This window comes from Rathayibacter sp. AY1G1 (assembly GCF_002932095.1).
GTDB lineage: Bacteria > Actinomycetota > Actinomycetes > Actinomycetales > Microbacteriaceae > Rathayibacter.
This window is the reverse complement of sequence record NZ_PSUZ01000005.1, coordinates 35460-57711: the sequence shown is the minus strand read 5'-3', so window position 1 is coordinate 57711 and position 22252 is coordinate 35460. Positions and strand designations below refer to the sequence as shown.

Genomic DNA, 22252 nt, shown 5'->3' with positions numbered 1-22252 from the left:
CCGTGCTCCCCCGCCGCGAGGCGCCGTTCGCCCGGCTCGGGTGGGCGATCCTCCTGCTGCCGCGGAACATCGGCGTCCTGCTCCTGATCGTCTACCGGGCGGTCGTGTCCCCTCTCTACGGGGACGTCTGCCGTTACTACCCCTCGTGCTCCGCGTACGCGCTCCAGGCGGTCCAGCTCCACGGGCTCGTCCTCGGCTCCGTCCTCGCGGCCCGCCGTCTGCTCCGCTGCCACCCGTGGGCGGCCGGCGGCATCGACGACGTCCCGACCTCGATCCCCCTGCACCGACCGGCTTCCGGCCGGACCCGCTTCGCCGTGACGCGAGCCGGGTTCGTCGTGGGCCCTCGAAAGGACTGACCCCACTCCATGGACCTCCTCGGCACGATCCTCTGGCCCCTCAAGTGGGTGGTCGAGCTGCTCCTCGTCGCCTTCCACCAGCTGCTGACCTTCACCGGCATGGAGGCGGCCGCGGGAATCACCTGGGTCCTCTCGATCGTCGGCCTGGTCATCGTCATCCGCGCCGCGCTCATCCCGATCTTCGTCAAGCAGATCAAGAGCCAGCGCCGGATGCTCGAGGTCGCGCCCCAGCTCAAGAAGATCCAGGACAAGTACAAGGGCAAGCGCGACCAGCTGTCCCGCGAGGCGATGTCCCGCGAGACCATGGAGCTCTACAAGAAGACGGGCACCAACCCGCTCGCCTCCTGCCTGCCCCTGCTGATCCAGATGCCGATCTTCTTCAGCCTGTTCTCGGTGCTGAACGCGGCGCAGCACAGCCAGAAGGGCGTGGGCCCGCTCGACGAGACGCTCGCCCGCCAGTTCGGCGAGGCGAACCTCTTCGGCGTCGCACCGCTGCACCAGTCGATCCAGGGCGCACTCGCCGAGGGCGGCCAGGAGCCGGTCATCATCATCGCGGTGATCATGGTCGTCCTGATGACCGCGTCGCAGTTCATCACGCAGCTGCAGATCGTCTCGAAGAACATGTCGCCCGAGGCGAAGGCCTCGCCGACGTTCAAGCAGCAGCGGATCCTGCTCTACATCCTCCCCCTCGTCTTCGCCTTCTCGGGCTTCGCCTTCCCCCTCGGCGTGATGTTCTACTGGCTGACCTCGAACATCTGGACGATGATCCAGCAGTTCATCGTCATCCGGAACATGCCGACGCCGGGCAGCGAGGCCGCCAAGGCCCGCGAGGAGCGCCTGCGCCGCAAGGGCAAGCTGGTCGAGGAGACCACGGCCGCCGGCGACGTCACCCTCGTCGAGAAGAAGGCCGTGCAGCGCACGCAGCCCGTGAGCAAGAACCGCTCCAAGAAGCAAGCCGGAAAGAAGTAGAGCCGCCATGACCGATCCGATGCAGACCATCACCGACGACGCGTCCGCACCCGCGGACGTGGACGCGTCCGCCGTCGACGAGGCGCCCGAGTCCACGCTCTCGCAGCTCGAGGACGAGGGCGACGTCGCCGCCGACTACATCGAGGAGTTCCTCGACATCTGCGACCTCGACGGCGACATCGACATCGAGGTCCGCAACGGCCGCGCCTACCTCTCGGTCACCGCCTCCGGCGACACGAACCTCCGGGTGCTCTCCCGCCCCGACGCCGTCCAGGCACTGCAGGAGCTGACGCGCCTGGCGGTCCAGACGAAGACCGGAGCGTTCTCCCGCCTCATCCTCGACATCGGCGGCTCCCGCGACGCCCGCGAGGCTGAGCTCGCCCAGCTGGTCGACCGCGCGATCGAGCGGATCGAGGACGGCGCCACGTCGGCCTCGCTCCCGCCCATGTCGTCGTACGAGCGCAAGCTGGTCCACGACATGGTGGGCGAGCGCGGCTTCGTGTCGGAGTCGCGCGGCGAGGCGCGCGAGCGCCACACCGTCATCACCCGCGGCTGAACGGCGTGGAGTCGACCCTCGAGGCCGAGCCCGCAGCCGCTGCGGCGATCGCCGGCGACCGCCTGCCCCTCCTGCGGCGGTTCACGGAGGCTCTCGCCGACCAGGGTGAGGAGCGCGGCCTGATCGGGCCCTTGGAGCTCCCCCGTCTCTGGACGCGGCACGTGCTCAACAGCGCCCTGGTGGCCCCTCTCCTGCGTCCGGGACTGGTGGGTGATGTCGGCAGTGGCGCGGGCCTTCCCGGGCTCGTCCTGGCCATCGTGCGGCCCGACGTCCGCTTCGTGCTCATCGAGCCGATGGAGCGTCGCGTCGTCTGGCTTCAGGAGCAGGTGGACGGACTCGGAATCGAGAATGTCTCAGTTCTTCGAGCCCGTGCTGAAGAGGCGGAGCTCGCGGAGCCTCTCGACCAGGTGACCGCTCGGGCGGTCAGCGCCCTCTCGAAGCTGATCCCGCTGACCGCGCCGCTGCTGCGGCCCGGAGGCGAGCTGGTCCTGCTGAAGGGCATCAACGCCGAGAAGGAGATCGAGGCGGCGGCCAAGCAGATCCGTCGTTTCCGGCTCTCCCCGCCCGAGGTCGTCGTGCTCGGCGGCGGCGTGCTCTCCGAGGTGACGAGGGTCGTCCGGGCTACAGTGGGTTGATCGCCACGACGCCGCAGTGAGCCCCCGACTCCTCGTCCGTCGACTCCTCGGTGCTGATGTCCGTCCCACTCGCTGAGCGAAGGTTTCACGTGAAACAAACCGATTCCGCCGGTCTGACCGGAGGCTTCGATTCCTCGACTCCCCTGGCCCGGGAGATCGCGGACATGACCCGCCGGCGCGCACTGCTGAACGCCCAGCCGCTGCCCAAGCCCGAGTCGACGCGCGTCATCACGATCTCGAACCAGAAGGGCGGCGTCGGCAAGACGACGACGACCGTCAACCTCGCCGCCGGGCTCGCCCGCGGTGAGGCGAAGGTGCTCGTCATCGACCTCGATCCGCAGGGCAACGCGTCGACGGCCCTGGGCATCGAGCACCGCGCCGAGACGGCCAGCGTGTACGACGTGATCGTCAACGACACTCCCCTCGCGGACGTCGTGCAGAAGAGCCCGGAGTTCGCCTCGCTCTACGGTGTGCCGGCGACCATCCACCTGGCCGGCGCCGAGATCGAGCTGGTCTCGCTCGTCGCACGCGAGCAGCGTCTCCGTCGTGCGCTCGACCGCATGCTCGACACCATGGACGAGCCGTTCGACTACGTCTTCATCGACTGCCCGCCGTCGCTCGGTCTGCTGACCATCAACGCGTTCGTCGCCGCTCGCGAGGTGCTCATCCCGATCCAGTGCGAGTACTACGCGCTCGAGGGGCTCAGTCAGCTGCTCAAGAACATCGACCTGATCGAGCGGCACCTCAACCCGAACCTCGGTGTCTCGACGATCCTCCTGACCATGTACGACGGCCGCACCAACCTCTCCCAGCAGGTGGCAGCGGATGTCCGAGAGCACTTCCCGAAGGAGGTGCTGCGTGCGGTGATCCCGCGCAACGTGAGGATCTCGGAGGCGCCGAGCTACGGACAGAGCGTGATCAGCTACGACCCGCAGTCGTCCGGCTCGCTGGCGTACCTGGAGGCGGCCGCCGAGATCGCACGACGCGGAGCCCGGAAGACACCCGAGACGGCACACGAAGGAGAGGCACGCTGATGGCGACCAAGCGCACGGGACTCGGCCGGGGGATCGGCTCGCTCATCCCGACCAGCGACGAGTCGCGCTCCCGGCCCGTCGACGTCTTCTTCCCTGATCAGGTCGGCGATTCGGCCCGTGCCGAGGAGCTCCTCGAGGTCCCCGGAGCGCGCTTGGCGCGAATCCCCCTCGCCGACATCACCCCGAATACGGCGCAGCCGCGGTCGGTGTTCGACGAGGACGACCTCGCGGAACTCGTTCACAGCATCCGCGAGTTCGGAGTGCTGCAGCCGATCGTCGTTCGGCCCGTGACGGCTCGCGGCGGAGCGAAGTACGAGCTCGTCATGGGTGAGCGCCGGTTCCGCGCCTCGAAGGCCGCTGGACTGACCACCATCCCCGCGGTCGTCAAGGACACGGCCGACGAGAACATGCTCCGCGACGCGCTGCTGGAGAACCTGCACCGCGCCGACCTCAACCCGCTCGAGGAGGCGTCCGCCTACCAGCAGCTCCTCAGCGACTTCGGGATCACCCAGGAGGCCCTGGCGACGCGGCTCGGACGTTCGCGGCCGCAGATCTCGAACACGCTCCGTCTCCTGCGGCTCCCGGCCGATGTGCAGGCCCGCGTCGCTGCCGGCGTCCTGACCGCAGGACACGCGCGTGCGGTTCTGTCCCTCGACGACGTCGAGATGATGCGCCGCCTGGCCGACAAGATCGTCAACGAGGACCTGTCCGTCCGCGCCGCCGAGGCCGCCGCGGCGCAGATGAAGGCGCCGCGGACGACCACGCGTCCCGTGGTGGAGGAGCAGGGCGGGCACTCCGGACACCTCTCGTCGATCGCGGATCACCTCGGCGACCGGTTGAATACGCGCGTCAAGGTCACCCTGGGCGCACGTAAGGGCCAGATGGTCATCGACTTCGCCACCATCCAGGACTTGAACCGCATCCTCGCCGAGATCGGGGAGCCGACCGAGGTGTCGCTCGCTCCGTAGAGGGCCGGCCTAGCGGCGGCCACTGATTCGCCGTGCGGCTGGCGTGCGCGTGCTCGCGCTGTGTTCTTGGCCGCAATCGCCGATGTGGCGGTATCCGCTCCCCTCGTCGGCACCGCGATCGCAGATCAGCACGCTTGGGGCGATCTTCGAGATGCTTTGTGAGCTGAGGATTCTCGGTTGTCGTCCTCTCTCTGATTGATAGGCCCTTCTGACTGGTACAGTCCGATGAAGTGGTTCCAGGTTCTGCGGGGCCCTGCTTACTCCGGTCCTGGTCGAGAATACGGCTGGTATTGCCGAACGGTGACGATCGCCGGGTATCTGGGGCATTGATCTCTGGATAGAGCAGCGCACGATGCGCCTACATGGCGGTTGAGTAGGCGTGGAGCGCCGGATCTAGGGTTGGCTGAGTTCAGAGATCGTCGGTCTCCGTAGTTCTTGTCGCGTTCAGTGGCTCGCTGGCGGCGCTGGACTGGCACTTGGACTGGTCGCACTCGGTGCGGCTCTCCTCTGCCAGGGGCGACGCCCTCATCGCCGATAGTTGGCGGGAGCAATGTTTCACGTGAAACAGCCGTCCATCCGCCGCTGAGATGAGGACTCCCTTGGCCGACCGTGCATCCCATGTCCCTCGGGAGGAGCGCCTCCTGGGCCTCCAGGCATTGGCTGGCGGGCGGGCAAGTAAGACGAAATACAGTACCCTCCATTTTCGCGGATCGACGCCGATGTGATGAGTGGGTTCGCCGATGTCTTACGGAGGACCCAGTCGGTGGTCGCCCCCAGAGGCACTGAAAGACTCAATGGAAGGGCCGTTTCACGTGAAACGGTGCGCTCTAGGGCGGCCTGGCCATTGAAGAGCTACGATCTCGTCGGGTCAATCAGGAGGCCCTCGTCGGCTGGACTCCCTCCACAGGGCGCAACTTTTCCGATTGAAGTTGCTCAACGGCCGCGGAAGCGTTTCACGTGAAACGCCCCTGCCGAGAACCCTGGACGCACGTGCAGATCATCGTGGGACGGACTTCGACCGCAGTGTTCGAAAGAGATCGCTCGCCTGACTAACGAGATTCAGGCACCACCCCCCGAGGCGGAGTTGAGGTCGGAGAACCAAGCGAGAGGGATCCCTTCCGGCCGTGGGTCTCGATACGTCGCGGTGTGGCTACTCGACGAGCATGGCGACGGGTGCTGGCGTCGATCAGCGTCGATAGAACGAGTTGTTTCCCAGAGATAGCGCGGGTGGCGATTGTGGTGAGCCTCGATTCGACGCACTACTGCTCTTCGCCGGTATGTCTGCTCATATGAGGAAGCGATTGGCGTGGATATCTTGCCCCAGGCAATGCCTCACCTGGTACCCACCGAGGGTGTCCGGGTCTTGATACTCAGCAATGCGCTTCCTCGACCAGCATGACGACGAGGACCAGGTGCCGATGGAAGCCATGGGCCAGGTCGATTCCTGGTGGGTTCAGCGCGACGAGGGGGTCTGACCACGCGGATCTACGGATACTCGACCGGCGCGGCGATGGATGTCTGGCGTTGTGGGAGTCGAGGCGCGGCCTCGGGTTCTTCTCTCGAGTCGGCACTACTGGTCTGCTGACGAAGACCAAGACACGTTGTTGGGCGGCTACTCGACCCATGTCTTAGGAGAAGGGGGCGATCGCAGGTCTCGATATGCCGCGATCCGGCTACTCGTCTGGCATGGTTTCGCGCACTTGTTCACAGCGCTGCAGCCTCGCGACCAGGAGCGGACGCGCAGCGGACCGTTTCACGTGAAACGGCATGGAGTCAGGAGGCGGCGAGCTTCGCGAGGGTGGAGTAGACGTCGCCGAGGTAGCGGCCGGATGCCTCAATGGCCTGGGGAACGAGTGAGGTCTCGGTCATTCCGGGAAGGACGTTCGCGTCGAAGAACCAGGGGAGTCCGGCGTCGTCGATGATGAAGTCGAGCCGCGACAGGTGGCGGAGTCCCAGCAGTTCGTGGATCGCAACGGCCACGCGGGACACCTCCTCCGTGATCTCCGGCGAGATCCGTGCCGGCGTGTAGAAGTGCGTCTCCCCCGCGTTGTAGCGCGCCTCGAATGTGTACTGGCCCGCGACGGGTGCGATTTCGACAGGCGGCAGGGCGAAAGGACCGTCACCGAGGTCGAGAACACCGACGGAGACCTCGGTCCCCTGGATCTGCTGTTCGATGAGCACGACGTCGCCATAGGTGTACGCCTCGACCATCGCTCGCGGGAGCTGCGACGACTCCGTCACGATGCTGACGCCCTGGGCCGAACCGCCCTGAGCGGGCTTCACCACGAGGGAGCCCGGCAGGTGCGCCTCGACCTGCTCCAGAATCCCGGCGGCTCCGAGCTCGCGGAAGGTCTCGCGGGGGAGGGTGACGGAGCGCGGGGTCGAGAAGCCCGCGCGAGCGACGAGCGTCTTCGCGGTCGGCTTGAACCAGGCCAGGCGCGCCGCGTCCGTCTGCGAGCCGACGTAGGCGAAGCCAGCCGCCTCGAGGAGCCCGAGGAGCGCACCGTCCTCACCGCTCGCCCCGTGCACCGCGGGCCAGACGACGTCCGGACGCTTCTGCAGGAGCGTCGAGAGGAGGCCGGCGTCCGGTTCGTGCAGGGAGACGCGGTGGCCCATCGCGGAGAGACGATCCGCCACGCGACGGCCCGACCGCAGGGAGACGTCGCGCTCGTGGCTGATGCCACCGCTGATGACGACGATGTCGAGTGTACGGTCGAGCACAGAGAAATCGGTCATGACCAGGGCTTTCTTATCGAAGGAGCGGTGTCAGGAGACGTTCGGCGGCAGGACGGCGTCACGCTTGCTCGCGTCGGCGTTGCTCAGCCGGCCCGTGCCCGCGAAGGTCGACAGCAGATCGAGCTCTCCGTTGATGACCGTGGCGAGGCGGCGGATGCCGTCACCGATGCGCTCCGGCGTCGGGTAGCAGAACGAGAGGCGGATGTTCTGACGTCCGTCTCCGTTACCGTAGAACGCAGTGCCCGGCGTGTACGCGACGAGCTCCTTCACTGCGCGCGGCAGCATCGCCTTGGAGTCGAGCTCCTCGGGCAGCGTGACCCAGACGTAGAAGCCGCCGTTCGGGTTCGTCCAGCTGAGGCCGGGCAGATGGGTCTGCAGGCCCTTCAGCATCGCTTCCTTCCGCTCGCGGTAGACGCCGCGGAAGGTGTCGATCTGTCCGCGCCAGTCGGCCGTCTCGAGGTACTTCGAGATGACCAGCTGGCTGAAGGACGACGGACTGAGGACGGCCGCCTCGTTGGCGAGGATCAGCCGCTCGCGGATCGCGTGCGGAGCGAGAGCCCAGCCCACCCGGAAGCCGGGAGCGAGCGTCTTCGAGAACGTGCCGAGGTAGATCACTCCGTCCTCCTCCAGCGAGCGCATCGCCTTCGGCGGGACGTCCTCGAAGTAGAGGAGGCCGTACGGGTTGTCCTCGAGCACGAGGATTCCCTCGGACTTGCAGATCTCGAGGATCTCGACGCGGCGCTCCCAGCTGAGGGTCACGCCCGCGGGGTTGTGGAAGGTGGGGATCGTGTACAGGAACTTGATCGTCTTCCCGGCGGCGCGCACGCGGGCGATGTGCTCGCGGAGGGCCGCGGGGATGAGCCCGTGCTCGTCCATGGGGACGTGCTCGACTTCGGCCTGGTACGACCGGAAGATGACCATCGCCGTGACGTAGCTGGGGCCCTCGGAGAGGACGACGTCCCCCGGGTCCAGGAACAGCTTCGAAACGAGCTCCAGGGCGTGCTGAGAGCCCGTGGTGACCACGATGTCGTCCGCGCTGGCGGAGATGCCCTCGAGGGCCATGACGTCGAGGATCTGCTCGCGCAGGACGGGGACGCCCTGGCCCGACCCGTACTGCAGCGCGACGGGCCCCTGCTCCCGCATCACGGTGTCGATGGCGCCGGTCACCAGGTCCTGGGGGAGCGCGGACACGAACGGCATGCCGCCGGCGAGCGAGACCACTTCGGGGCGTGACGCGACGGCGAACAGGGCTCGAACCTCGCTGGCGGCCAGACCGGCCGTGCGCTCCGCATAGGAGTTGTACCAGGGGTCGAGGTTGGTGCCGCGGTTGGTCACGATGGTTCCGCTTCGCTCGGTGGACAGTGTTTCTCCGGCCGGAGCCGGGTGGATCCACAGTACCGGCCGGTCCTGTGCTGCGGCGGGGCGGTCGGGCGCCACCGCAGGGATCGTGGCCTGCGCCCCAGCGGGTCTGTTTCACGTGAAACAGCCCCGGGAACGAGGAGAGCCCCCGTCACGACGTGACAGGGGCTCTCGGAGACCGCAGAGGGCGGTCAGGGGTGCGAACTCAGAGGAACGCGGCCAGGTCGGCCTCGAGGGCCGGCTTCGGCTTGGCGCCGATGACAGTCTTCACGACCTCGCCGTTCTGGTAGACCTTCATCGCCGGGATCGACGTGATCTGGTACTTCGCAGCGGTCTGCGGGTTCTCGTCGACGTTCAGCTTGACGATCTCGATCTTGTCGCCGTGCTCGGCCGAGATCTGGTCGAGGATCGGCGCGACCATGCGGCAGGGGCCGCACCACTCGGCCCAGAAGTCGACCAGGACGGTCTTCTCGGAGTCGAGGACGTCGGACTGGAACGATGCGTCGGTGACGCTCTTCGCGGTGGACATGGTGTTCTCTCCTTCACGAGTCGGCGGGCTGCCGGCTCCGATGTGCGATGACCGGACGGTCAGCGGGTGATGAGCTCGGCCCGGGGTGAGCCTTCGGTGTGGGCGGTGCCATCGGCGAGCGAAGCGAGGTAGTGCTCCGCGTCGAGGGCGGCGACCGTTCCGGATGCCGCGGCGGTGACGGCCTGACGGTAGGTCGGGTCGATCACGTCGCCGGCGGCGAAGACGCCGGGAACGGAGGTCTGGGAGGAGCGGCCGACCACCGAGATGGTGCCCTCGGTGGTGAGGTCGAGCTTGCCGTGCACGACGTGCGTGCGCGGGTCGTTGCCGATCGCGATGAACAGGCCGTCGAGGTCGAGGTGGGACTCGGTGCCGTCGACCGTGTCGCGCAGCTTCACGCCGTCGACGTGGTTCTCGCCGGTGATGCCGGTGACCTCGGCGTTCCAGATGAACTCGATCCTCTCGTTGTCGAAGGCGCGCTTCTGCATGACCTTCGAGGCGCGGAGCGAGTCCTTGCGGTGGATCACGTAGACCTTCGCGGCGTGCTTGGTGAGGAAGGTCGCCTCCTCCATGGCGGAGTCGCCCCCGCCGACGACGGCGATGGTCTTCCCCTTGAAGAAGAAGCCGTCGCAGGTGGCGCACCACGAGACACCGTGTCCCGATAGGCGGTCCTCGTCGTGGAGGCCCAGCTTGCGGTACGCGGATCCGGTCGCGACGACGACGGTCTTCGCCTCGATGCTCTCGCCGGAGCCGAGATGGACGGTCTTGACCTCGCCCTCGAGATCGAGGGAGGTGACGTCGTCGTAGAAGGTCTCGGCGCCGAACTTCTCGGCCTGCGCCTGCATCGAGGTCATCAGCTCGGGGCCGAGGACGCCGTCGGGGAAGCCGGGGAAGTTCTCGACGTCCGTCGTGTTCATCAGGTCGCCGCCGATCTCGACCGACGAGGCCACGACCACCGGGTGCAGCTCGGCGCGCGCCGCGTAGATGGCGGCGGTCCAGCCGGCGGGGCCGGATCCGATGATGACGATGTCGCGCACGGCAACTCCTCGGGGTCTGTACGAGCGGTGACGGGTGGGGCGGGAGCCGAGCACCCGGAGCCGGTCGCTCGAATCGTTCCGCGGCTCCGTGGGCTACAACACATCCTAGGCGGGCACTATTCCGCGGGCCCGGGAGTGCCGGTCGTGCCACGCGCCGCTCGATGCAGCAGCCCAGGAAATGCGATCTGACCAGGCTTTTACCGGAGCAGCATCAGCGGCCGAGTCGGCGGAGCACCGGAGCCAGGACGGCGCGCAGCTCCGGCACCCGGAGGAACCAGAGGACCGCGAAGTAGACGAGCGCCATCACGGTGCCGATCGCGGCCATCGAGAGCAGCGGCTCCACGTAGTTCGAGACGGCGAAACCGCCCGCGCGCGTGCCGCCGAGGGCGACCAGGACGCCGTAGCCGGCGGCGGCCGAGGGCACCGCGGCGAGGACGTACTGCGCGAGCCTCACGAGGATCCGCCTGCCTCCGCGGCCGCCGAGCCGGCGGCGCAGGAGGAGGGCCGCCACGAGGGCCTGCACGCAGATGCCGAGCGAGGTCGCAGCGGCGATGCCGACAGCGGTGCGGTCGGCGGGGAGCCGGAGCACGATCAGGTACCCGGCGACCGCCACGACGACCTGCACCAGGGTGAACAGGAACGGCCGCGCTCCGTCGCTCAGGGCGTAGAACGCGCGCTGCATGATGGCGATCGAGGAGAACAGCGGCAGGGCGATCACGTAGGCCACGGCGATCGCTCCGATGGCCTGCGCGTCCGCGAACGAGTCGGTGAAGACGGAGCCGAACGGCACTGCGACCACGACGATCGCGGCGGCGGCGAAGACGAGCATCATCAGCACCAGGCGGAGCGAGGTGGAGACGTCCGAGCGGAACTCCTTCATCTCCCCCCGTGCGGTGTGGCCGCTCATCTTGGTGAAGTAGGCCATGGCGATCGAGATCGCGATGACCGAGTGGGGCAGCATGAAGATCAGCCACGCCTTCTGCAGCGCCGCGGCCGAGGGCCCCTCGCCGGACGCGGCGGAGGAGACCTGGCTCTCGACGATGCCGGCGACGATGGTCAGCAGCACCGTGGCGAACGACCACAGCGACATCCGCCCGGCCGTGCCGAGGCCGACGCCCCGGAAGCGGAAGTCGGGGCGGTAGCTGAGGCCGACCCTCCGCCAGAAGAGCATCAGGAACAGCGACTGGACGACGATGCCCAGCGTCGCGCTCCCGCCGAGGAGGGTGACCATCGCCGGGGACCACGAGTCGACCGGACGGTTCCCCTCCGGATCGGCGCCGAACAGCACCATGAAGGCGACGAGCCCGGCGATCACCACGACGTTGTTCAGCACGGGCGCCCAGGTGAAGGGGCCGAACGAGCCGCGGGCGTTGAGCACCTCGCCGAGGATCGTGAAGAGGCCGTAGAAGAAGACCTGCGGCAGGCACCAGAACGCGAAGGCGACGGCCAGCTGGTACTGCTCCGGTCCGTAGCCGGGCGCGTAGAGGCGCACGAGCAGGGGAGCGACGACCGTGGCGGCGATCGTGGTCACCAGGAGCAGGCCGAGCGCCAGGGTCAGCAGGCGGTTGATGTAGCCGCGGCCGCCGTCGGCGTCGAGGCCCGCCCGCACGATCTGCGGGACGAGGACGGCGTTCAGAGCGCCGCCCGCGATGATCGAGTAGATCGTGTTGGGCAGCAGGTTCGCCGTCGTGAAGGCGTCCGCGCCCGGCGCGACCGCGGCTCCGATCGTGTTCGCCATGACGATCGACATGATGAAGCCGAGGATCCGCGAGACCATCGTGCCGGAGGCGAGGACGGCGCTCGCGCGTCCGAGGGAGAAGCTAGCCACGCGGGTCCGATCGCTGGTCGTCGAGATCGGGCTGGACCTCGAGCACGGCGTTCGGGTCCTCCTCGTCCTCAGGGGTGTCGCCTCGACGGCGACGGCGGATGTTGCGGAGGATGCCGGCTCCGAAGACGACGACGAGCGCGATCCCGATGACCAGGGTGCCGACGGTCTCCCAGTCGGCGCGGACGCTGGTCGTCATGCCCGTGGGGGTGCCGATGGGGACGCCCTGCGCCGAGGTCAGCTGCAGGCCGAGGCTCGTCTCGCCGTTGCCGACCCGGGCCTTCACGGGGATGAGGACGCGGCCCTGCGAGCGGGCGTCGATCTCGGTGGTCTCGATCGCCTCCTCGTCGATGTCGAGGACGGCGTTCGAGGTCGAGGCCTGGATGCGGACGGCGATCGGCCAGGGGAGCTCGTTGCGGACGTACACGGGGATGCTCGAGTCGCGGGAGACCTGCAGGATGCTGCCGGTCGCGTCGATCGACACCAGCGAGAGCGTCCGGTCGGCCTCGGTCATGGCCACGCCGACGGCGTCGCCCCAGCCGCTGCCGTCTCCGCGCCAGGTCACCGAGAGCAGCGCCAGCACGTCGTTGCGGCTCTTGCCCGACAGCAGCTCCGGCTCCTGCAGCACGGAGGAGAACGCCTCGACCTCGGAGCCGGCGTCGAGCAGGTCGCGCACCCGGTCGAGCCGCGACTCCGACTCCGGCGAGTCGACGACGCTCGCGCCCTCGGTCGCGGGGACGGCGAGGGCGGTGGAGAGGGCGACTCCGCGGGCCCAGGGCAGCGACTCGATCGCGTCGAGGGTCTCGGAGAGGCGCGCGGCGCCGATCGCCGAGCCGCGACCGAGGGTGAGCACGACGTCCGGCGCGGTCCCCTCCTCCTGCACCTCGGCGAGATCGGTGGCGATCTCGGACATGCGGGCGCGCCACTCGGTGTCGTCGGTGGCAGTCGCGGCCGCGTCGAACGCCTCGGTGAGGCGCGAGTCGGCCACGACCAGGTCCGAGTCGCCGACGGTGGCGCGCGAGGTCGTGGTCACCTCCTCCGGCAGCAGGAGACCGGATGAGGGGACGACCGTGCGGTTCATGCCGCTGGCCGCGTAGACGTCGAGGTCCGACCCCCGGAGAGTGCCCTCGTCGGGCCAGGCGACGCTGCCGAGGGAGGTGCTCCAGTCGGAGGCGAGCAGCGACTCGGTGCTCGGACGCGCCGGCAGGTCCTCGGCCGGCTGGTCGGAGTCGACGGCGACCGTGGGCGCCGGGCTGGCGGTGCCGGGGACCGCGGCGAAGCGGGTGTCGTCGATCGCGTACTCGAAGGAGGTGGGAGAGAGGAGGACGGAGAGCCCGGCCTGCGCCTGGGCCGAGACGTCGGCGTCGGCGTACGGCAGGGCGAAGCGCTCGTTCGGCACGGACTGCAGCCGGTCGAGCCAGTCGAGGGCCGACTCCGGAGCGGCGCTGCCGAGGATCCGGATCGAAGCGAGGATGCGCGGGTCGACCCCGATCGTGACGCCCTTCCCCGCGACCGCGTCGAGCTGCCGGGTGAGGGTCCCCGTGCCGTCGGTGTAGTCGGCGAGGGCCTCGGCCGAGAGCAGGCCGTCGGCCGTGTCCGGGACGGTGAGCGGGACGAGGACGCTGACGCCGGTCTCGCGCTCCGGGGCCACCGCGTCGTCGGTCAGCTCGACGGCGGTGCGAGCGGTCGAGACGACACCACCCGGACCGGTGACCGTGACGAGGACGGCGTGGGTGCCGAGCGCGGTCCGGTCGTTGGAGAAGGGGATCTGGTCGACCGGCACGGTGAGGCCGGCCTCGGCGGTGCTGGAGGGCAGCAGGCGCAGCTGGGCGGTCGCACGGACCGGGTCGGTGTCGTTGTCGGCCTCGGCGTCGAGCCAGTCGTGCAGCTCCGCGCGGGTGTCGAGGGTGGCGTAGGAGAGGGCGACCGTCACGTCGGCGCTGTCGATCGCCTCGGTGGTGCCGTTGCGCACGGCGATCGAGAGCTCGAGGTCCTGGCCGGGCCGCAGGACGCCGTCACTGCCGGCCCCGGCGGTCGTGGTGACGGTGCCGGGAGCGGGCGTCGAGGTCGCCGTCGCGGCGGCGACCGGGGCCGCGAGGGCGGGGGAGGCCACGCCGGTCAGGCCGAGCGCGAGAGCGGCGGCACCTGCCGAGCGGAGCAGGAGGAGGGCCGCCCGCGAGCGGCGGGAGCGGAGGGAGGGGTCGCGCCGATGCATCGGACTCACTCGGCCTCCATGCGGGTGATTCTACGGGCAGCCCTCCTCGGGGCAGGCGGTGCGTCCGCTGTGCAGGCGGTTCCCCCCCCGTAACCCCCTGGCACGGTCACCCGCTGCCGGGACACCCCCCGCCACTAGGATCGTGCGAATGCACAGCGTCCAGACCGCTCTCGAGACCCTCCGCGCGCTCGCGGGGACGCCCACGGTGACGCGGCTGGCGGAGGCGTTCGCAGCCCAGGGCCACGAGCTCGCGCTGGTCGGCGGCCCGGTCCGCGACGCCTTCCTCGGCCACGGCGTGCACGACCTCGACTTCACCACCTCCGCACGCCCCGACGACATCGTGCGGATCGTCGCTCCGATCGCCGAGGCGCACTGGGACATCGGCCGGGCCTTCGGCACGATCGGCGCTCGCGTGGCCGGCGAGACGGTCGAGATCACGACCTACCGCAGCGACAGCTACGACGGGGTGAGCCGCAAGCCCGAGGTCGAGTTCGGCGACTCGCTCGAGGGCGACCTGGTGCGGCGCGACTTCACGGTCAACGCGATGGCGCTGCGGCTTCCGGAGGTCGTCCTCGTCGATCCCTCGGGAGGAGTGGAGGACCTGCTCGCCGGCCGGCTGCGCACCCCCTCCCCCGCCGACCTCTCCTTCGGCGACGATCCGCTCCGGATGCTCCGCGGCGCGCGCTTCACCTCGCAGCTCGGCTTCCGCACCACCGACGAGGTCGAGTGGGCGATGGCCGAGCTCGCCGGACGGATCGACGACGTCTCGGCGGAGCGCGTGCAGGAGGAGCTGCGGAAGCTCCTCGCGACCGCCACGCCCCGTGCCGGCCTGGAGCTGCTCGTCGACACCGGTCTGGCCGGTCGCTTCCTCCCGGAGCTGCCCGCGCTGCGCCTGGAGCAGGACGAGCACCACCACCACAAGGACGTCTACACCCACAGCCTCACCGTGCTGGAGCAGGCGATCGCGCTGGAGGAGTCGCGGCACCCCGGAGCCGCGCCCGACGTCGTGCTGCGGCTCGCCGCCCTCCTGCACGACATCGGGAAGCCGGCCACGCGGCGGCTCGAGCCGGGCGGAGCGGTGAGCTTCCACCACCACGACCTGGTCGGCTCCAAGCTCGCGATCAAGCGGATGCGCGCACTGAAGTTCGACAACCAGACGACGAAGGACGTGGCCCGCCTCATCGAGCTGCACCTGCGCTTCTTCGGGTACACGGACGGCGCGTGGACCGACTCCGCGGTGCGCCGCTACGTGACCGACGCCGGGCACCTGCTCGAGCGGCTGCACATCCTCACCCGCGCCGACGTGACCACGCGCAACCGCCGCAAGGCCGACCGGCTCGCGCACGCCTACGACGACCTCGAGGCGCGCATCGCGGAGCTCGCCGAGAAGGAGGAGCTCGCCTCCAAGCGCCCCGACCTCGACGGCACGCGGATCATGGAGATCCTCGGCCTCGCCCCGGGCCCCGAGGTCGGGCAGGCGTACCGGTTCCTGTTGGAGCTGCGGCTCGAGGAGGGTCCGCTCGGCGAGGAGGTCGCGACGCAGCGGCTCCGCGAGTGGTGGGCGTCGCGCTGAGGCGCTGAGCCGGGCCCCGTGCTCGCCTCGCCCTGCGCCCGGGATGGTGCGCCTCGAGCGGATCCGTCCGGCGCGTCGCGGCGGTCCTGTTGTAGTCTGTACAGGTTGTCCACGACCAGACGCACTCGCGTCCGCGGGAGTGGGCAGATGCTACATACCCTCCTGTCACGGAAATACCGTGGCCGTTCAGTCCGAAGGAGGTGGGTTAGTGACGCATCAGTACGAGATCATGGTCATCCTGGACCCCGAGATCGATGAGCGCACCGTCGCTCCGAGTCTCGACAAGTTCCTCAACGTCATCCGCACCGATGGTGGATCCATCGACAAGGTCGACGTCTGGGGCCGCCGTCGTCTGGCGTACGAGATCAACAAGAAGTCCGAGGGCATCTACGCCGTCGTCGACTTCACGTCGACCTCCGCCGCAGCGAACGAGCTCGACCGTCAGCTGAAGCTGTCCGAGGCCGTCATGCGCACCAAGGTGCTGCGGGCCGAAGAGGGCATCGCCCAGGTCGCGGCCGCCGCGAAGCTCGCCGACGAGAAGGCCGCCCGCAAGGCCGCCAAGGCCTCGGCCGCTCCCAAGGCGTAGCGCTCATGGCCGGCGAGACGATCATCACCGTGGTGGGGAACCTCACCGCCGACCCCGAGCTGCGCTACACGCAGGGCGGGCTCGCGGTCGCGAACTTCACCATCGCCTCCACGCCGCGCACCTTCGACCGTCAGGCGAACGACTGGAAGGACGGCGAAGCGCTGTTCCTCCGCGCCTCCGTCTGGCGCGAGTTCGCCGAGAACGTCGCAGGAACGCTGACCAAGGGCAGCCGCGTCATCGCGACCGGCCGCCTGAAGCAGCGCTCCTACGAGACGAAGGAAGGCGAGAAGCGCACCAGCATCGAGCTCGAGATCGACGAGATCGGGCCCTCGCTGCGCTACGCGACCGCGCAGGTCACGCGCGCCTCCGGTGGAGGCGGACGCGGCCAGGCCGGTGGCGGCCAGGCCGGTGGCGGCCAGGGCAACGGCGGTCAGATCGGCGGCGGCCAGGGCGGCTTCGGCAGCGGCGGTCAGGGGGGCTCCGGCAACGCCGGCGGCAACCGTGGCGGTCAGGCCGAGGAGCCGTGGGCGCCGAGCGCTCCCGCCGGTGGCGACGTGTGGAGCACGCCGGGCAGCTACAACGACGAGACGCCGTTCTGAGCCTCGGCTCGGACGCTCTCCTCACCTGAATCACGCCTCCCCCGCACCGCGATCGCTCGCGGCGGGGCAGGGGCGAACCAGAATCTAAGGAAACCACTATGGCTGGAAAGAGCAGCGGCGACCGCCGCAAGCCGATCCGCGGCAAGGGCGCGAAGAACGCGGCCCCCGCGAAGTCGGTCCGCGTGGGTGTCATCGACTACAAGGACGTCGCGACCCTCCGCAAGTTCATCTCGGAGCGCGGGAAGATCCGCGCCCGTCGTATCACCGGCGTCTCCGTTCAGGAGCAGCGCCTCATCGCCCGTGCCGTCAAGAACGCCCGCGAGATGGCGCTCCTGCCCTACGCCGGCAGCGGAAGGTAGGTAACGGTATGTCCAAGGTCATCCTGACCCACGAGGTCGACGGACTCGGCTCGGCCGGCGACGTCGTCGACGTGAAGAACGGGTTCGCCCGCAACTACCTCATCCCGCAGGGCTTCGGCGTCGCGTGGACCCGCGGTGGCGAGAAGCAGGTCGAGCAGATCAAGTCGGCGCGAGCCGCTCGTGAGCACAAGACCATCGAAGAGGCCCAGCACACCAAGCAGGTCCTCGAGGCCAACCGCGTGAAGCTGACGGTCAAGGCCGGCAAGGACGGCCGCCTGTTCGGCTCGGTGAAGACCTCCGATATCGCGAACGCGGTGGCGGCGGCCGGATTTGGCGAGCTCGACAAGCGCAAGATCGTCATCTCGAACGCGATCAAGCACGTCGGCGAGCACGAGGCCGTGGTGCGTCTGCGTGACGACATCCAGGCCACTGTGAAGCTGCAGGTGGTCGCGGCCAAGTAAGGCCGCGAGAACGCCGCGGAGGGCGGTGCGACGGGACTTCCGAGTCCCTCGCACCGCCCTTCGTCGTTCCCGTTCTCCACAGCTCCATCCACATACACCCTTCAGCGGGACCAACCTTCACTGTGGTCTTGAGACTCGTTTCCCCACACACCTGTGGAAAGCGGTGAATGCCTGGTCAGAGGCCAGAAAAAACTTGCTGAGAGCCGCTGATCCCACAGGGTTGTCCACATGTTGCCCACAGTGGGCCCGGCGTTTCCCCTCGGTTCTGCACAGCTCTCTCCACAGGGCGGTTTGCGTGCCGCGGGCGGCGGTCCGTAGGGTGGCGCAGCGCCCCGCGAGGGGTGCGGGCAGGCGCCCGTGCGCCGCTGTCGGAGGTCGCTGGTAGACCGGATCCCGGCACCGGCTCGACCGGACGCGCAGCACCCGACAGGAGGAGGCGAAGGCATGACGATCGCGCACCTGGCGGTACCCGGCTCGGACGGACGGGACGGTCGCGGAGACCGCGGCGAGTCGCGCGGGAACGAGCGGACCCCTCCGCACGACCTCCTCGCCGAGCAGTCGGCGCTGGGCGGCATGCTGCTCTCGAAGGACGCGGTCGCCGACGTCGTCGAGAGCGTCAAGGGCACCGACTTCTACATCCCCAAGCACGAGATCGTCTTCGACGCGATCCTCGCCCTCTACTCGCACGGCGAGCCCACCGACGTCATCGCGGTCACCGACGAGCTCACGAAGCAGGGCGAGCTGCAGCGGGCCGGCGGCGCCGACTACCTGCACACGCTCACCTCGATGGTCCCCACCGCGGCCAACGCGGGCTACTACGCCTCCATCGTCGCCGAGCGCGCTCTGCTGCGCCGCCTCGTCGAGGCGGGCACCCGCATCGCGCAGATGGGCTACCAGGGCGAGGGCGAGGTGCTCGACCTCGTCAACACGGCGCAGGCCGAGATCTACAACGTCACCGGCTCCGAGACGGCGGAGGACTACGTCCCGCTGACCGACGCGGTGACCGTCGCGATCGACGAGATCGAGGCGGCCGCTCACAAGGACGGCAGCTTCACCGGCGTCCCCACCGGCTTCGCCGACCTCGACGACCTGACCAACGGCTTCCACGCCGGGCAGATGATCATCGTCGCCGCGCGCCCCGCGCTCGGAAAGTCGACGCTGGCGCTCGACTTCGCCCGCGCCGCCGCGATCAAGCACAACATGGCCACGATCTTCTTCTCCCTCGAGATGGGGCGCAGCGAGATCGCGATGCGCCTCCTCTCGGCCGAGGCGTCCGTGCCGCTGCAGCACATGCGCAAGGGCACGGTCGACCAGCGCGACTGGACGACCATCGCCTCCACCCGCGGCCGGATCAACGACGCGCCGCTCTACATCGACGACTCGCCCAACATGACCCTCGTCGAGATCCGGGCGAAGTGCCGCCGGCTCAAGCAGCGGGTCGGGCTCAAGATGGTCGTCATCGACTACCTGCAGCTGATGACCTCCGGCAAGAAGGTCGAGAGCCGCCAGCAGGAGGTCTCGGAGTTCTCGCGTGCCCTCAAGCTCCTCGCGAAGGAGCTGCAGGTGCCGGTCATCGCGCTCTCGCAGCTGAACCGAGGCCCCGAGCAGCGCGCCGACAAGCTCCCCGCCATCTCGGACCTCCGCGAGTCCGGCTCGATCGAGCAGGACGCCGACATGGTGATCCTCCTGCACCGCGAGAGCGCCTACGAGAAGGACAACCCGCGCGCGGGCGAGGCCGACCTCATCGTCGCCAAGCACCGCAACGGCCCGACCCGCACGGTGACCGTGGGCTTCCACGGCCACTTCTCGCGCTTCGCCGACATCCCGGCGGTCTGACGTGACAGGTGCCGCTGCCGTCCCCGAGCCCGTCGACGTCCCGCTGGGGGGCGGGTCGATCCGCCTGGGCCAGTTCCTCAAGTTCGCGGGGATCCTCTCGGGCGGCGAGGCCAAGGAGGCGGTCGCCGAGGGGATGGTGACCGTCAACGGCGAAGTCGATCTGCGCCGCGGGCGCCAGCTCGCCGTCGGCGACGTCGTCGGGTTCGACCGGAACCGCTTCCGCGTCTGCGAGTGAGGGCGGCCGGAAGTAAGGAGTTTTGGCAGCCGTTGAGGCGCTGATTCATCTGCCTAGCGCGATTCAATGGATCGCGTAGGCTGTCGACCGCGCGGTCGGCGAGTAATCTGCTTCGAGAGGAGAACGCGTGGGCGTTTGGTCAGAATTCGAAGAAAAAGAATTTGAGACGCTAGCAAACGTGGCATTCGTTTCTGAGCAGATTATGCGTAAGCGCTCAGTTCAAGTGTTCAGTCCGGGCCAGGTCCTCGAAAAGACACTCGGGTTCGATTTCGCAACGCACGTAGAGAAGTACTCGCCAATCCATCGACGATTGTTCGGTGCAACCCCGGGTGCCCCAGGTGCAACAAACGCTCAACTGACTCAGCTTGCAGTGCCGCTGTCACAGTCAACCAGTTTTCTAAACGTCTTTATTCAATACAAAAGACCTGAATTCTTTAAGCGTGGCCATCGATCTACGCTCTGGGACCGGCGAGAAGAGTACCTGAGATTCACCGTATCTGAGTCGTCACTGGGGGGCGGATACCACTTCGATCAGGTGACAGCCCTTGATCAGTTATCTCAGAGTCTCGGTGCATCTGCTCTAGTCCGATATGCGTGTCCTACAATTTGGACGAAGAATGATCTGTACGGCCTTTTTGGCGCGAACTCTCTTTTGGAGAACTCAGTTTTCGTGTCACCTGATAAATTGATCGACGTGAATGGCCGGGACCCTTATCACCGTCGATGGACCTTTCAGACGAAACGCCCGGATGTAGGGATGCCCAACCCAGACGGGCGTTTAATGGACGTTGAGAACGGAGAAGCCTTCAGCGAGAACCTGGAGAAATATTCTACAAACCTGCCTCGTAATCTTGAGTATGCAGATATTATTAGAAGCGAAGCGAATAGGGTACAGAAAGTTCGTTCCCTCGCTGATGTGCGGAAATCGAAACTTCGGTCGGGCGATCGAGCTCGTGCTGTTCAGGAAGATGATAGCTTTGCCCGAGAGCTTCAAAAGCTTCCTTCGCAAAAGCGATCCGCGGTTGAAGCATCGCTCGAAATAGCTAAAATCTCCCGAGATCTCGGTGTTAAATGGATGGTGGTCGCGAGCTCTTAGCCGGTTGCTTGCCAGTAGCTAAGTGGTAGCGTGTTCGCCGCTAGTGATCACGGGCAGAGATTCCGCCGGTCAATTAAGCCAGATAGGCGGGCGCGTCGGCGTGTTGAGCGGTGGCTCGGCGCACACTGGCTCCTGGACATCCCGGGACGACAGGAGACGCGCGTGCAGCTCGGCATTCACTTCATGGACTTCACGCTCCCGGGCGGGAGCGCGGGGATCGCGCCGATCCTCGGAGCGACCGCGCGGACGGCCGAGGACGTCGGCTGCGCCTGGTTCACGCTGATGGACCACTACTTCCAGATGGAGCACTTCGCGACGAGCGAGGATCCGATGCTCGAGGGCTACACCTCGCTCGGCTTCGTCGCCGGCCGGACGGAGCGGATGCGGCTGGGGCTCCTCGTCACCGGCGTGACGTACCGCCATCCGGGACTGCTCGCGAAGATCGTCACCACCCTCGACGTGCTCTCCGGCGGGCGCGCGATGCTCGGCATCGGCGCCGCCTGGTACGAGCGCGAGCACCTCGGGCTCGGCGTGCCGTACCCGCCGCTGAAGGAGCGGTTCGAGCGGCTGGAGGAGACGCTGCGGATCTGCCGTCAGATGTGGAGCGACGACGACGGGCCGTTCGAGGGGACGCACTACCGGCTGGCCGAGACGCTGAACCACCCGGCGCCGATCCAGCAGCCCGGCCCGCCCATCCTCATCGGCGGCGGAGGCGAGAGGAAGACGCTGCGGCTGGTCGCTCAGTACGGCGACGCCTGCAACCTGTTCGGCACCGGCGCGGACGACGTGGCGCACAAGCTCGACGTGCTGAAGCGGCACTGCGACGACCTCGGGCGCGACTACGCGACGATCACGAAGACCATCACCGGGGGCGGCGATCCGATCGGCGACCCCGACGGCTTCGTCCGCGCGATGGAGGAGTACGCGGCGCTGGGGATCGACCACGTGCAGCTGGCGCCGGCCGGGCCGGATCCGGAGGGGTACGTCGCCCGGCTGGGCGAGGGCGTGATCGAGCGGGTGGCGGCTCTCGGCTGAGGGCTCCCGGGACGCACGGCACTCCGACCGGTTCAAGTGCCGCGGGCGTCACCGCTGATCCGCTCCGCCGGCCGTGTCCGCCGTCACCGGCGCGAGGACTCCGGTGGCGAGGATGTCCCGGGTCGGGGGACGTCGTCGGCGGATCCTGCCCCCCGTCAGGGTCGCGGCGTAGACGCGGGCGAGGAGCGCGACCCACGGTTCGAGCCTCCCACCTCGGGTTATTGAGCTCACGCTGACGTGGGCAGATCGCTGGCCT

The 22252-nt window shown here is 68.3% G+C and carries 21 protein-coding genes; 15 read left to right on the top strand and 6 right to left on the bottom strand.

Annotation, left to right across the window (positions count from 1 at the left end; genetic code table 11):
- The first annotated feature begins 2 nt into the window (after positions 1 to 2).
- From yidD to C5C36_RS04070, 6 genes are all read left to right on the top strand, one after another.
- A complete protein-coding gene (gene yidD, locus C5C36_RS04095; protein ID WP_244230695.1) occupies positions 3 to 356 on the top strand; it encodes a membrane protein insertion efficiency factor YidD in 354 nt (117 codons plus the stop codon).
- Positions 357 to 365: 9 nt separating this feature from the next.
- Positions 366 to 1325, top strand: coding sequence for a membrane protein insertase YidC (gene yidC, locus C5C36_RS04090; protein ID WP_104222681.1), 960 nt, complete (start codon positions 366 to 368; stop codon positions 1323 to 1325).
- Between the two features lie 7 nt (positions 1326 to 1332).
- The gene (locus C5C36_RS04085) at positions 1333 to 1881 is read left to right on the top strand and encodes a R3H domain-containing nucleic acid-binding protein (protein ID WP_244229531.1); all 549 of its coding nucleotides are present in this window, start codon (positions 1333 to 1335) and stop codon (positions 1879 to 1881) included.
- 5 nt (positions 1882 to 1886) lie between these two features.
- Complete coding sequence (gene rsmG / locus C5C36_RS04080) at positions 1887 to 2516, top strand: 16S rRNA (guanine(527)-N(7))-methyltransferase RsmG (protein WP_181133770.1); 630 nt, start codon at positions 1887 to 1889, stop codon at positions 2514 to 2516.
- A gap of 164 nt (positions 2517 to 2680) precedes the next feature.
- Positions 2681 to 3550, top strand: coding sequence for a ParA family protein (locus C5C36_RS04075; protein WP_104247021.1), 870 nt, complete (start codon positions 2681 to 2683; stop codon positions 3548 to 3550).
- Positions 3550 to 4518, top strand: coding sequence for a ParB/RepB/Spo0J family partition protein (locus C5C36_RS04070; protein WP_104262574.1), 969 nt, complete (start codon positions 3550 to 3552; stop codon positions 4516 to 4518). The genes C5C36_RS04075 and C5C36_RS04070 overlap by 1 nt, the downstream gene beginning before the upstream one ends.
- 1773 nt (positions 4519 to 6291) lie before the next feature.
- Here C5C36_RS04070 and C5C36_RS04065 read toward each other — a convergent pair.
- From C5C36_RS04065 to C5C36_RS04040, 6 genes are all read right to left on the bottom strand, one after another.
- Positions 6292 to 7254, bottom strand: a complete 963-nt coding sequence (locus C5C36_RS04065; protein ID WP_104262573.1) for an ATP-grasp domain-containing protein — start codon at positions 7252 to 7254, stop codon at positions 6292 to 6294.
- Between the two features lie 30 nt (positions 7255 to 7284).
- Positions 7285 to 8616: a PLP-dependent aminotransferase family protein gene (locus tag C5C36_RS04060; protein ID WP_374953301.1), complete on the bottom strand. Its 1332-nt coding sequence runs from the start codon at positions 8614 to 8616 to the stop codon at positions 7285 to 7287.
- Between the two features lie 202 nt (positions 8617 to 8818).
- Positions 8819 to 9142: a thioredoxin gene (gene trxA, locus C5C36_RS04055; protein ID WP_104247024.1), complete on the bottom strand. Its 324-nt coding sequence runs from the start codon at positions 9140 to 9142 to the stop codon at positions 8819 to 8821.
- A gap of 59 nt (positions 9143 to 9201) precedes the next feature.
- On the bottom strand, positions 9202 to 10176 hold the full coding sequence (trxB, locus tag C5C36_RS04050) for a thioredoxin-disulfide reductase (protein ID WP_104225794.1): 975 nt from the start codon (positions 10174 to 10176) through the stop codon (positions 9202 to 9204).
- 211 nt (positions 10177 to 10387) lie between these two features.
- The gene (murJ, locus tag C5C36_RS04045; RefSeq protein ID WP_258072183.1) at positions 10388 to 12004 is read right to left on the bottom strand and encodes a murein biosynthesis integral membrane protein MurJ; all 1617 of its coding nucleotides are present in this window, start codon (positions 12002 to 12004) and stop codon (positions 10388 to 10390) included.
- Positions 11997 to 14216 carry a DUF6049 family protein gene (locus tag C5C36_RS04040; RefSeq protein ID WP_104262572.1) on the bottom strand — a complete coding sequence of 740 codons (2220 nt, stop codon included), beginning with the start codon at positions 14214 to 14216 and terminating at the stop codon, positions 11997 to 11999. The genes murJ and C5C36_RS04040 overlap by 8 nt, the downstream gene beginning before the upstream one ends.
- 148 nt (positions 14217 to 14364) lie before the next feature.
- Here C5C36_RS04040 and C5C36_RS04035 point away from each other — a divergent pair, with 148 nt between their 5' ends.
- The 9 genes from C5C36_RS04035 (at position 14365) to C5C36_RS04000 (ending at position 21996) form a co-directional block, all read left to right on the top strand.
- Complete coding sequence (locus C5C36_RS04035; RefSeq protein WP_104262571.1) at positions 14365 to 15789, top strand: CCA tRNA nucleotidyltransferase; 1425 nt, start codon at positions 14365 to 14367, stop codon at positions 15787 to 15789.
- Positions 15790 to 15997: 208 nt separating this feature from the next.
- Positions 15998 to 16375 carry a 30S ribosomal protein S6 gene (rpsF, locus tag C5C36_RS04030; protein ID WP_068207796.1) on the top strand — a complete coding sequence of 126 codons (378 nt, stop codon included), beginning with the start codon at positions 15998 to 16000 and terminating at the stop codon, positions 16373 to 16375.
- Positions 16376 to 16380: 5 nt separating this feature from the next.
- Positions 16381 to 16974, top strand: a complete 594-nt coding sequence (locus tag C5C36_RS04025) for a single-stranded DNA-binding protein (RefSeq protein WP_104309309.1) — start codon at positions 16381 to 16383, stop codon at positions 16972 to 16974.
- 98 nt (positions 16975 to 17072) lie between these two features.
- The gene (rpsR, locus tag C5C36_RS04020) at positions 17073 to 17333 is read left to right on the top strand and encodes a 30S ribosomal protein S18 (RefSeq protein ID WP_055784551.1); all 261 of its coding nucleotides are present in this window, start codon (positions 17073 to 17075) and stop codon (positions 17331 to 17333) included.
- Between the two features lie 8 nt (positions 17334 to 17341).
- Positions 17342 to 17794, top strand: coding sequence for a 50S ribosomal protein L9 (gene rplI, locus C5C36_RS04015; RefSeq protein WP_104222692.1), 453 nt, complete (start codon positions 17342 to 17344; stop codon positions 17792 to 17794).
- 444 nt (positions 17795 to 18238) lie between these two features.
- Positions 18239 to 19630 carry a replicative DNA helicase gene (dnaB, locus tag C5C36_RS04010; RefSeq protein WP_104225797.1) on the top strand — a complete coding sequence of 464 codons (1392 nt, stop codon included), beginning with the start codon at positions 18239 to 18241 and terminating at the stop codon, positions 19628 to 19630.
- Position 19631: 1 nt separating this feature from the next.
- Positions 19632 to 19865: an RNA-binding S4 domain-containing protein gene (locus tag C5C36_RS04005; RefSeq protein ID WP_104247028.1), complete on the top strand. Its 234-nt coding sequence runs from the start codon at positions 19632 to 19634 to the stop codon at positions 19863 to 19865.
- A gap of 127 nt (positions 19866 to 19992) precedes the next feature.
- A complete protein-coding gene (locus C5C36_RS17280) occupies positions 19993 to 20961 on the top strand; it encodes a hypothetical protein (RefSeq protein WP_146085305.1) in 969 nt (322 codons plus the stop codon).
- Positions 20962 to 21123: 162 nt separating this feature from the next.
- Positions 21124 to 21996 carry an LLM class F420-dependent oxidoreductase gene (locus C5C36_RS04000; protein WP_181068329.1) on the top strand — a complete coding sequence of 291 codons (873 nt, stop codon included), beginning with the start codon at positions 21124 to 21126 and terminating at the stop codon, positions 21994 to 21996.
- The last annotated feature ends 256 nt before the right edge of the window (positions 21997 to 22252 follow it).